This window comes from Lientehia hominis (genome assembly GCF_021044755.1).
GTDB lineage: Bacteria > Bacillota > Clostridia > Lachnospirales > Lachnospiraceae > Lientehia > Lientehia hominis.
On record NZ_JAJNOR010000011.1, the window covers coordinates 34,485 to 46,575 of the forward strand.

The following is a 12,091-nucleotide window of genomic DNA, read 5'->3' on the forward strand; positions in this document are numbered from 1 at the left end:
GCGGCAGGGCTCATGTCTGTGTCCGCTTATATAAAAAAATTCCTAAAGGAGGAAATGGTATGAAGAAATTTTTGTCACTGGTGTTAGCAGCAGTCATGGTATTGTCTCTGGCAGCCTGCGGAGGCGGAAAAAAGGACGGGGCTGCGGATGCGGGCGGGACCACCAAAGCAGCCGAAACGACCAAGGCGGCCGAGACGACTAAAGCAGCTGAGTCAAAGACGGAGTCCAAAGAGACAACGGCAGCGGCTGATTCTGGGAAGACCTTTAAGATCGGTTTTGCCGCCAAGGGCCTTTCCGACGCGTTCACATCCATGGAGGCCTCAGAGTACATGAGACAGGCCAAGGAGAACTGGGCAGGAAAACTTGAAGTACTCCAGGTGGATTGTGAGTTTGACACAAATAAGCAGATTGAGGTTCTTGAAAACTTCATCGCACAGGACGTTGACGCGATCATCTGCCAGACAGATGACCCCGAAGCGATTCTTCCTATTGTAGAGGAGTGTAAAGCGAAAGGCATCCACTTTATCAATGACCTGGCGGTTGACTGCGACTGGGCATATGAGGTGGAGTCGGATCCTCAGGACGACGGCCAGCTTCTCGGCGAGTACGCGGTAAAGTGGCTGGATGAGAAGAAAATCGAGAATCCTACAATCCTGTTCATGCAGGGAGAGGTCGGAAACCAGCATGCGAATGCCCGTGAAAAATACTGCAAGGAGAAATTGGAAGCCGCCGGTTATACGGTAACGGATACCAATACGGCCAACTGGCAGAGAGATGAGGCGATTGCCCTCATGGAGAACTGGTGCCAGGTATATGACAAGATTGACGCCGTCATCTGCGCGAACGATGAGATGAGCCTCGGCGTTGTTCAGGTCCTTGAGCAGGAGGGAAGGCTCGACGGCACCATGGTCATTTCCGTAGATGCTCTGGCCGGCGCTGTTAAGTCCGTAGCGGACGGCAAGCTGACCATGACCATCGGCAAAGATATCGTAGCCGGCTGTGACATGTCCTTACAGCTCGCGTATGACCTCTGCAGCGGTGTGGACCGGTCCGCAGATAAGCTTCAGAAGGTTCCCAAGGATATCATCACTCTTGACGATCAGGAGACTCTCCAGAAATGGATCGATATCCATACGGCGGCCGGTACCTATCAGTAAGGCTTGATCCACAACTAAAGATGCAGCACATATGAAAGAAAATAGTGGAGAAGTCTTGTACTTCTTCACTATTTTCGCTCTTATAAGGAGGCCAGGCATGGCGGCAGAAAAACATTTTATTGCAGTAGACTGCGGCTCCAGCAATGGAAAGATGGTGGATATTGCATATGACGGCAATAAGATACGCATTGCAGGTTCAAAACCGTTTTTTTACGAGCCGGTGACAATTTTAGGATGTATGTATACGGATATCATGCACATTTATAATCAGGTGATGTACAAGTTTAAGGAATTTGTGCTGGAGAACGGCAAAGGGACCATCGAGTCCATCGGCGTGACAACCTGGGGCGGGGATTATGGGCTGTTCGGAGAGAACGGCCAGCTTTTGTCCAACATGTTCCAGCACAGGGACGAAAGAACGATTCAGACAAAAAAAGAGTTCTTTTCCCTTCTGTCTCATAAGGAACTGTATTACGGGACCGGAAGCATATATTTTCTGGGGCTCGGTCCATCCCAGCTTCTGGCGGATAAAAGGTTTTCTCCGGTTTATGAGAAGACAAAATTTCTCCTGGGAACAGCCGGAGTCCTTACTTATTTCCTTTCGGGATGTCCTGTCATGGATGATACGATGGCGTCCACTCTGGGATTTACCAATTTGGAGACCACGGCCTATAATAGGGAACTTCTTCAAAAATTGGGGCTCAGGACAGATATTTTCCGGGAGTTTAAAGCAGCAGGAAGTATAATAGGGGATGTAGCCCCCGGCGTGGGAGATTACATAGGCGACAGAAGCATCAAAATGGTACTGGACACGGGACACGACACGCCGGCAGCGCTTCCCGCTGTTTCAGGTCTGGATGAAAGGACGATGTTTATCAGTATGGGAACCATGATGCTGGCAGGTGTCGAGACAGAACAGCCCAGGGTGAATGACAAGCTGTTCGAAGGAGGATTCCGAACGGTAAAGTGCGCTTTTGGAAAATACACCACTTATCGGGATGTTCAGGGCTTCTGGATCATGAACCAATGCATGAAGGGTTTTCAGGACAGGGGATATGTATATTCCTTTGATGATCTGGAGGCTATGGCCAGGAAGCTTCCTGCGGCGAAATGTGCCATCAATCCCAACGACCCCGTGTTTTATCACAGGAGTTCTGACATGATGAGCAGAGTACAGGACTATTGCCGGGAGACCGGACAGTACGTCCCCGAACGGCCGGAGGAGGTCTACCGTTGTCTCATTGACAGCTATGCACTCGCGGCCCGAAACTGTATTGAGGAAATGGAGGAGGGCCTGGGGACAAAATTCGAGAGGATCAGGCTTTTTAACGGCGGATGCCAGTGTGATCTTTTGGGAGAAACAATCTCTGCCTGCTCAGGACTTCCTTTGGAATCAGGCATCCGTTATGCAACCGCTGCCGGAAATGCTCTGATGCAGATTTACGCTGCCGGGGAAGCGGCTTCGGAGGACGAGATGAAGGAGCTTTCGGGCAGATCATTCAGGATGAAAGATTTAACATGTGATGATAAGGATTTCTGGGATGAGATGTATGCGAAATATACAGATGTATGGGAGGGACATTAAAATCAAACTGAAGGTACTGATCGTAGATGATGAAATTTATATTTGTAAGCTGATCCGGTCCCTGATCGAATGGGAGGGACTGAACCTGACCTGTCTCACTCCATGTCAGTCGGCGGATGAAGCTATGGTAGCAATTGAGTATCAGATGCCGAATATTGTGATCACAGACATTCGGCTGGGCGATAAGGACGGAAAAGACGGGCTGGAGCTGGCCAGGCTTTTGTCAGAACAATATTCGGATATCCGCTGTATCCTGATCAGCGGATATCAGCGTTTTGAGTACGCACAGAATGCTATCAAATATGGTGTGAAGGATTATCTGCTGAAGCCGGTCAACAGAGAAGAGCTGAACCATTGCCTGGAAGCGGCAGTCCGGGACATCCGAGCCCACCTGCTCCAGATTGAGGAAGTCCCCTCCAGCAAAAGCGCACGCGAGTATTTTCTTTTAAAGCTGGCATATAAAAATCAGGATTTTATTACCTGCACACTTACAGAAGTCAATGAAAAATACGCATATCATTTCTCCGATTCCTGCTTCCTACTGGGTATCCTCAAGCTGGACGACGTGGGCCGCGTCTGCGGGAGGTCAGAAGCGGCTTTTGAAAAAATCAAAAAATTATTCAGGCGGGTATTTGAAGAGATTTGCAGCGATCTGGAGATTGTACTGGAAAACGCGGATCTGGAAAAGTTTATCTTCCTGTTAAATTATTCCAGGGCAAACCGTTCCAAGGCCGCATCCCGCCTTTTACGGTTTCGGGAGCTGGTTGCACTGATGGCAAAGCGCCGCAGAGAGATATGCGTGACGATTTCCAAGTATGAACTGCCTTTTTCTGTGGAAGGACTTGTACAGGCTTACAGCGCCTGTACCGCACTGGCGGCCGGAAGAATCATGCTGGGCGCGGACAGGATACTGGAGGCCAACGAGAGAGCGGGACTTCCGGAGGATGAGAAGATAGGGCTGGAACCGGAAAAGTATAATTTATCTCATTATATTGATATTTTAGATTTGGACGGGATCAGAGAATCGTGTATATCGGTCTTCCGGGAGGCCTATTCCAGATTTGAAAGAAGTCCCCATAAGGTCACAGACTGGTTTTATGAATTTTTCACGTTTTTTATTAGCTGCATGAAACGGCATCATGCTGATTTTGAAAGGAAAGGGCCTGAGGAATATTCTTTTATTCAGGAAATCAGGCATTATCCGTCCTTGAAGATATTGGAGGAAAAATTTCTGGAGGAGGTTTCCGGAGCCATCCGCGGCTATTTGGAAAATAAGCAGAAGCCGGTGAATCAGATGATACAGGAAATCAATAAATATATTTATAACAATTATCCCCTGAAGATATCGCTGGACAGCATTGCCCGCCATGTCCATCTCAGCAGTGCGTATCTGGGTATCCTTTACAAGAAAGAGACAAAGACCAATATCACGGATGCTATCGCAATGGTGAGAATCGAAAAAGCAAAGGAGAAAATTTCTCAAAGCGATGACAGCATCGCGGAGATTGCCGTATCGGTGGGCTATAAAGATATCAAAAGCTTTCGCAGGCAGTTCCTGAAAAACGTAGGCGTCACTCCGTCGGAATACCGCGAGTTCCATCGCTGACAGGGGAGAAAAATGAAGGGCTTAATTGTGCTGGTAATCCTGGAAACTCTGTGTATTTTTTTGCTGATTCTGGCTATGATCCATGCAGTAAAGGCTGTCAAGGGATTTATAGAGACCCATCATTATGATATGGAGGCGGATACGAAAAAACGTCTTCCTATATCGGCGTTGGTGACGGGGCTTTTGGAACACATTGTTGAAAATTCTAAGAAGCAGGTAAATTATTCCCTGCTTCAAAAGCAGGCAGAGCTGGCGGCAATGCAGAATCAGATTGGCCCCCATTTTCTCTACAATACGTTGGATTCCATCAGAGGGCTTGCACTGGACGAAAACGCGCAGCAGACGACTTCAGTGATCGAGGCGCTGTCTTCCATGCTGCGGTACAGCATTAGTCAGAACGGAAACTTTTCAACCGTACAGAAGGAACTGGACAACCTTAAAGATTATACGGATATTATGAAATACAGATTAAAGGTCCCTTTTTCCATTGAGATCGATGAAAGTCTGGATGATGAAGCCATTAGGTCCTATATTATACCAAAGCTGGTTTTTCAGCCCATTGTGGAAAACGCAATCTATCATGGGTTTGATAAGAGCAGAGAAAATAACAGTATTTATCTTTCCGCCAGATGTACAGATGTCCATTTGATCATCATTATCAGGGATAATGGGACAGGAATGGACGAGGAGGAGCTTATTAAGCACAGCCGGAGACTTTTGGAAAGCACCGGGGAAATACAGAATTATCAGGTGGACAGCGGAGAAAAATCCATCGGTCTCATCAATATCAACCAAAGAATCCAGCTGATGTTCGGAAGCCGCTACGGATTGACTGTGTACAGCCTGAAAAATCTTGGAACAGAGGTGCAGATCAAGCTGCCCATAGTTCTGTCGGAAGAGTCTCTGCGGTTTTTCGGTGACGGGCTATGAAAAAAACGCATAGAGAAGCGCTGGAGCTTCGGAATTTGTGTTTTTCCTGTGAGGCGGGAGAGTATTTCAATATAAATTTGGACGTTTACCGGGGGGAAGTTCATGGGATTTCGATGTCAGGCGTTCCAGTTAAAAGCCCTTTTTTTGATCTGTTTAAAGGAAAAGCCCTATTAAGATCCGGCTCTGTGTATATCGGGGGGACAGCTGCTGGGGGGAAAGCCGTGAAAAAGCTGCTTAGTCAGAGTATATATGTGATCGGATATAACAGCAGCCTGATTTCCTCTCTGACTCTGGCAGAAAATTTATACCTGGTGGATCATAGACAGCCCCTATTCCGTCCGTTGGAAAAAAGTGATCTGTATACGAAGGCAGAGGCACTCTTTCAGAGGTTTGAGGTGGAGAAAATATTGGATCCCCACGGGTACCCTGACCGGCTTACTCCGGCGCAGAAGCATATTGTCGAGCTGATGCGGGCCTACATCCAGAAGCCCTGGGTAATATACATGGAAAATATCACGTTGATCTATTCCCAGGAGGAAATGGAACTTTGGGGAAAAGTCGTAAAGGATTTGGCAAAAAGAGGGGAGTTCGCTGTTTTACTGGCGTTGAATACAGAGCAGGAACTGAAGCCTGATATTTTGGACCGCGTTACGGTCATGAGGAGCAGAACGACGGTGATGGAGCTTTCGGAACGGCCTTTTCGCGTATCTCAATCTCAGCCTGTGATGAGAGGCGGATGCTGTCTGGAAAAAAGAGAGGGGCCGCGGAGGAAGCTGCTGTTCTCTGTTTCTCATCTGGCGGGAGGATACCGAATAAAGGACCTCAGTTTTTCCCTGCTGGCAGGCGAAACAGTGGGAGTCTTTGATCCATCCGTATTCGACGGACAGGAGCTTATGGATATTCTGCTGTCCAAAATCCCGGACTTATCGGCGGGGGTCATTCCCTATGGGGGAAATATGCTGTTTTATAATTGTTCCTTATTCCAAAATGTTGTTCTGCGGCTTCCGGTCAGCATCAGACGGGCAGGATTCCGTTCCCGAAAACGTGTTACGAAATTTCTCTATGATAATGTGATGAAGGCGATTCACGGAAGAGACCTTTTGGAACTTTACGGGGAGAGCAGGCGTTTGCCGGAAGGGAGGGTGACAAAAGAACAGAGCGTTCGTATTCAGACGGCTAGGTGGTTGTTTTATGGGGTTAAGCTTCTGATATTTGTTTCACCAGAAAGCCACTATGATACCCAGAACTTTTACAAGTTCAGTCTGCTTTTAGAAGATATCCGGGAACAAGAAGTGACAGTCCTTATTTTTTCCGAAAATATGGAATTTTTGAGAAAATGCAGTGAAAGGATTATTGAGGTGCGGGATGGGATGATACAAGATGTTTTTGGAATTAATTCTGAAAGTTATTAATCAAATTAAAGGCAGAATTAAGAACTTACGTGAGGAGGAAATGGGAATGTCAAAGTATGAGAGCTATTTTTTAATGGGTGTAGAGGATGCAGCCGAATATGTGAAGGAAAAACTTCCTTCTTTCCAGAAAGGGGCGGTCTTGAGCTGCCAGGAGATTGGAGACGGGAACCTCAATTATGTGTTCCGGGTGAAAGACGCGAGGACAGGAACCTCCATTATTGTCAAACAAGCCGGGGAAGAAACGAGAATTTCCAGGGAAATGAAGCTTTCCACTGACAGAGGGAGGATAGAGTCCAGGATTTTGCGTCTCCAGGCACAAAGTGCTCCGGGAATGGTGCCGGCGGTTTATCTATATGACAGCGTCATGTGTGCGATGCTGATGGAAGATATGGACGGACATACAATGATGAGAACAGGGCTGATGAATCATGAGATCTATCCCCTGTTCGGGGAGCAGATTACAGACTTCCTTGTCAATTCCCTGCTGAATTCAACAGACGTGGTGATGGATCATAAGGCAAAAAAAGAAAGAGTCAGGGAATTTATCAATCCTGATCTGTGTGAGATCAGTGAGAATTTAGTCTATAGCGAGCCATATGTGGACTATAACCACAGAAACAATGTTTTTCTCCCCAATGCGGAATTTATTGAAAAAGAAATATATGAAGATAAGGAGCTGCGGCTGGAGGCGGCCAAGCTTAAATTTGATTTCATGAATCACGCCCAGGCGTTGATTCACGGAGATCTGCATACGGGGTCCATCTTTATCAATCAGGAGCATCTCTTTGTTTTTGATCCGGAGTTCGCCTTTTATGGTCCCATGGGCTATGATGTGGGAAATATCATCGCCAATCTGTTTTTTGCCTGGTGCAATGGTGACGCCGTTATTGATAACGAAGGGGAGCGGGAAAAATTCTGCGGATGGGTACTGCAGACTATTGAGGAGATCGTGGATAAATTTATCCTCAAGTTCAAAAAAGCTTTTATGGAAAGAGCTGCGGATCTTATGGCGAAGACCGAAGGATTTCTGGATTATTATCTGGAATCAGTGCTGTCCGATACTGCGGCGGCGGCCGGTCTGGAAAGTATCCGGCGGATCGTGGGGATGGCGAATGTGAAGGATATCACGGTCATAGCGGACGAGAGAAAACGGGTGAGAGCGGAGCGGATCATACTCACTCTGGCAAAGGATTATGTAAAAAACCGGACGTCTTTTAAATGTGGAAAAGATTATCTGGAATCCATAGAAAGAGCTGTTTCACAGTACAGGTAGGAGGAAAAGGGGATGAACAAAGGACACAGCATCATGGAGTATGAAACGGTGGCTCTGGACGATGAAAACAGTGAGCTGGTCATCATTGACCAGACAAAACTGCCCTTTAAAACAGAAATCTTGAGACTGAAGACACAGAGGGAAATTTGGAACGCCATTTATCTGCTGCAGGTACGGGGAGCGCCGGCCATAGGCGTTGCCGCGGCCTTTGGGCTTTATCTGGCGGCAAAGGAAATCGGAAGCAGAGATTACGAAACCTTTTACGGAGAATTTCAAAAAGTGAAGAATCATTTGAATTCGGCAAGGCCGACGGCGGTAAACCTTTCGTGGGCCTTAAAACGGATGGAAGCTGTCTGTAAGAGAAATGAGCATAAGCCGGTAGAAGAGATTAAGAAAGCACTTCTTAAAGAGGCGGAGGAGATTCGCAGCCGGGATGTTTCTGTGTGCAGACAAATCGGGGAATATGGACTCAGTCTCGTGAAGCCGGGGGACGGACTTCTGACTCACTGCAATGCGGGAAAGCTGGCTGCTGTCAGGTACGGAACGGCGACGGCTCCGATGTACCTGGGAGCCGAACGCGGATATGGATTCCGGATCTTTGCCGATGAGACAAGGCCTCTGCTGCAGGGAGCCCGGCTGACGGCCTTTGAACTCCATGATTCGGGTCTTGAGGTTATCTTGATCTGTGATAATATGGCGGCTTCGGTAATGCGGAACGGCTGGGTCAATGCAGTCTTTGTCGGCTGTGACCGAGTGGCGGCCAATGGGGATACGGCCAACAAGATCGGCACATCCATGGCAGCTCTTGCGGCGAAGAGGTACGGGGTTCCTTTTTATGTGTGTGCGCCGACCTCCACCATTGACATGGAGATGAAGACTGGGGCCGACATAGTAATAGAAGAAAGACCTGGCGAAGAAATCACGGAAATGTGGTATAAAGAAAGAATGGCGCCGAAGGGAATCAAAACCTATAATCCCAGCTTTGACGTCACGGATAACGATTTGATAACGGGAATCGTTACAGAATATGGAATTGTGTATCCGCCTTACACGGAATCATTAAAAAATATCCTGGCCGAGAACTTATATGGATATGTGCCACAGTTATAAAATATGTGGAAAAGGTTGACAAGTTCTCCGCAAATTGTTATAATCGGTTACATGAGTTGTAATAAATTTGTAACAAATGAAGAAAATATGTAATATAAGAATCGGTTTGGAGGAATTTAATGAGCAGAACAAGGAAGTTGATTGCGGCGGGATGCCTGTGCGCTGCCATGACTATAGGCAGTACAGCATATGCAATGCCCGGTGCGACAAGCCTGGTGACGGTTACGCCAAAGACAACGGCTGCCGCCTCCTCAAATATAACGGAAGAGAAGCAGGATATCAAAGAGACAGGCGCGGTTGCCGGCGGAGCGGCAGCGTTGACTGTGGCTTCTAAAGTGAGCGTGGCCACCGGAACATCCGGTAATGATACGGGATCCACGGATAAAGGACAAAATTCTAAGGATATAAAAAATACATCAGATGCGTCTCAGAGCCAGCCGGCGGAGAACACGACGAACGCAGCGGATCAGCCTGGCACAGAGGCAGAGCCCGAGACGGTTCCCGTTGCAGAGCCTTCTCCTTATGCAGATGTGGCCGTTTCCCGAGTGGGGAATGATGAGGATTATGTGAATATCCGCGACGCCGCCAGTACAGAAGGTGAGATAGTAGGAAAAATCTACAATAACAGCGCGGCTACGATCGAAGAGACAGTAGAGGCGGAAGACGGAACCTGGTACAAGATCCACTCCGGGTCTGTGGACGGTTATATCAAAGCAGATTACTTTGTGACGGGTGATGAAGCGGAGGCTTTGGCGATTCAGATCGGAAAGATGTTCGGATATGTGGAAGAAGGCGGCCTGAGAGTGCGTACGGAGCCGAACACGGAAAGCGAAGTGATCACCAAGCTTTACAGCGGTGAGACTTATACCGTTCTGGAAGAGAAGGACGGTTTTGTGAAACTGTCCCTGGGAGACGATGAAAACGGTGAGGCGATCACCGGATACGTGGCAGAACAGTATGTAGATGTCTATGTGAAGTTTGACAAGGCTATTTCTTTAGAAGAAGAGAAGGCCAAAATTGAAGAAGAGAAGCGGCGTGCGGCTGAAGCACAGGCAGCAGAGGAAGCGGCCAAGAAGGCGGAAGCGGCAGAGGCACAGTCTTCCACCAGAAGCGCCGTGGTGGCTTATGCGAAGCAGTTTATCGGCAATCCCTACGTATGGGGCGGTTCCAGCCTGACGAATGGTACCGACTGCTCCGGTTTTACAAAGGGAGTCATGGCTCACTTTGGGGTATCCATTTCTAGGACCTCCAGGTCCCAGGCGGGAGACGGATATCAGGTTTCCGTCAATAGTGTAGAACCTGGCGATCTGATTTTCTACGCCAGCGGCGGAAGTATTTACCATGTGGCAATCTATATCGGAGGCGGAAAGATCGTCCATGCCATAGATGAAGCGCATGGAATCGGCATTTCTTCCATGTATTTTACGACACCGTACTGCGCGGTGGACGTGCTTGGATGACAATAACTGAAATATTTAAGCGGGTATGCGGTGAGCATACCCGCTTTGTTAATTTTTACGATTATACCTTGCCGCACGAAGTGCGCCTGCCCGGAGGGCATGGATTTAAGGATGCCCTTGGGTATGATACTAAATACTTTTTGGAATCATTTATAGTTAGCTCCGATCAAGTTCCGGTTAAGCGCTGGCAGAAGTTCCGGACCGCCGCGATTTCGGTTCGCTGGCGATGAAGGGGCCGCTTTATCCCCGCTCCGGCAGTACCGCTCACATGTCGACAGGAAATCTTTATGATTTCCCGTCTCCTGTTCGCTCAGAAACGGAATCGGTATTTCCGTTTCTGTCTTCCTCCGTCTGGGGAACACCGGCCGCTGCCCTGCGGCGCTCACCTTTAGGCCGGCCCGGAATCTCTCTGCCGGCGCCCTGCCTGCCGCACTGTACCGGACAAATTTCATTTCTTAGATTCCAGAAAAGGATCGGATATCCGCAAGGCCCGCGCGCCTACGGCAGCGGGCCTCCGTGGCCGCTCCAATGGCTTTCAAAACAAACTGGAGGTTATTTCGGTGCGGGAAGCGGACTTACTCCTGTCTCCTCTGATTTGCAAAAATAAGTTTGGTTAAAAGGTATTCAAAGGTATTCCTGCTCCGACCAGGACTGCAGGTATTCGATGAATATCCGGGCGATGGCCGATAAATAAGCATTTTTGCTTCGGATTACGGAGATACTGGAGGTAAGGCGCTCATCGTCGATCTGTTTCCAGATAATATCCTTATGATGGAACAAGGTCATGGCGGAAGCAGGCAGGATTCCGACACCCAATCCGGCGTCAGTCCAGAACGCGGTGGTTCTGGCGTCATCATTTTTACAGAAGGGTGACAGTTCCAGGTCGGCGGAGTGAAATGCTTCTTCCAGGATACCTTCCCACCGGCGGTAGAGGATCAGCGGCAGGCGGGATAATTCACGAAGTGTAATCTTGCCGGAGGATATCTGCCCGAAAAAACTGCGGTGTCCGGCCGCCAGGATGGGTTCTTCCTTAAGAGGGATACAATAAAAATCACCTGCTGGAAAAGGCGTCCTTACAATGGCCAGTTCAATGAGGCCGCCGTGGAGCTTTTCCAGGAGCTGGTACGTGTCGGCTTCTGATATTTCAAACCGGATATCAGGATGGCTTTCGTGAAACTCGCGGAACCATTGACAGAAAAGCGTGCTGCCCACAGAGGAGACGACGCCGAGACGCAGGGTACCGTGGGAGCCATGTCTGTATTCCTGCAGCTCATCCTTCATCAGGGATGACATATGGAGCAGAGTGGAGGCGCGGCTGTACATCATACGGCCGGCGTCAGTCAGCTGGATGGAGCGGGGGCCGCGTTCGAAGAGCAGGCAGCCGACCTCGTCTTCCAGAAGACGGAGCTGAGTACTGAGAGGCGGCTGAGTCATGTGGAGTTTTTTGGCTGCGGCGGAGATAGTCCCTTCGTTGACCACGGTAATGAAATAAGTCAATTGTTTAAAATCCATTTAATCCTCCATTCAGATAAACCATACGAATAAAGTATGGAAACTA

The 12,091-nt window shown here is 48.5% G+C and carries 10 protein-coding genes; 8 read left to right on the forward strand and 2 right to left on the reverse strand.

What is annotated here, in order from left to right; all coding sequences use genetic code 11:
• Positions 1-59 precede the first annotated feature (59 nt).
• The 8 genes from LQE92_RS13820 to LQE92_RS13855 all read left to right on the forward strand — a co-directional run bounded on the left by LQE92_RS13820 (position 60) and on the right by LQE92_RS13855 (position 10,533).
• Entirely contained in the window at positions 60-1,157 is a 1,098-nt protein-coding gene (locus LQE92_RS13820) for a sugar ABC transporter substrate-binding protein (RefSeq protein WP_231063528.1), read from the forward strand.
• Positions 1,158-1,254: 97 nt separating this feature from the next.
• The gene (locus tag LQE92_RS13825) at positions 1,255-2,742 is read left to right on the forward strand and encodes a rhamnulokinase (RefSeq protein ID WP_231063529.1); all 1,488 of its coding nucleotides are present in this window, start codon (positions 1,255-1,257) and stop codon (positions 2,740-2,742) included.
• Positions 2,708-4,348: a response regulator transcription factor gene (locus LQE92_RS13830; protein ID WP_231063530.1), complete on the forward strand. Its 1,641-nt coding sequence runs from the start codon at positions 2,708-2,710 to the stop codon at positions 4,346-4,348. Before LQE92_RS13825 ends, LQE92_RS13830 begins: the two co-directional genes overlap by 35 nt.
• A 12-nt stretch (positions 4,349-4,360) precedes the next feature.
• A complete protein-coding gene (locus LQE92_RS13835) occupies positions 4,361-5,278 on the forward strand; it encodes a sensor histidine kinase (RefSeq protein WP_231063531.1) in 918 nt (305 codons plus the stop codon).
• Between the two features lie 221 nt (positions 5,279-5,499).
• Positions 5,500-6,690: a sugar ABC transporter ATP-binding protein gene (locus tag LQE92_RS13840; protein WP_231063532.1), complete on the forward strand. Its 1,191-nt coding sequence runs from the start codon at positions 5,500-5,502 to the stop codon at positions 6,688-6,690.
• 46 nt (positions 6,691-6,736) lie between these two features.
• Positions 6,737-7,963: an S-methyl-5-thioribose kinase gene (mtnK, locus tag LQE92_RS13845; protein WP_231063533.1), complete on the forward strand. Its 1,227-nt coding sequence runs from the start codon at positions 6,737-6,739 to the stop codon at positions 7,961-7,963.
• Between the two features lie 12 nt (positions 7,964-7,975).
• The gene (mtnA, locus tag LQE92_RS13850; RefSeq protein WP_231063534.1) at positions 7,976-9,073 is read left to right on the forward strand and encodes an S-methyl-5-thioribose-1-phosphate isomerase; all 1,098 of its coding nucleotides are present in this window, start codon (positions 7,976-7,978) and stop codon (positions 9,071-9,073) included.
• Positions 9,074-9,192: 119 nt separating this feature from the next.
• Positions 9,193-10,533: a C40 family peptidase gene (locus tag LQE92_RS13855; RefSeq protein WP_231063535.1), complete on the forward strand. Its 1,341-nt coding sequence runs from the start codon at positions 9,193-9,195 to the stop codon at positions 10,531-10,533.
• A gap of 146 nt (positions 10,534-10,679) precedes the next feature.
• Here the strand turns inward: LQE92_RS13855 and LQE92_RS13860 are convergent, their stop codons facing one another.
• Positions 10,680-10,985, reverse strand: a complete 306-nt coding sequence (locus LQE92_RS13860) for a hypothetical protein (protein ID WP_231063536.1) — start codon at positions 10,983-10,985, stop codon at positions 10,680-10,682.
• Positions 10,986-11,157: 172 nt separating this feature from the next.
• Positions 11,158-12,045, reverse strand: coding sequence for a LysR family transcriptional regulator (locus LQE92_RS13865; RefSeq protein WP_231063537.1), 888 nt, complete (start codon positions 12,043-12,045; stop codon positions 11,158-11,160).
• Positions 12,046-12,091 lie beyond the last annotated feature (46 nt).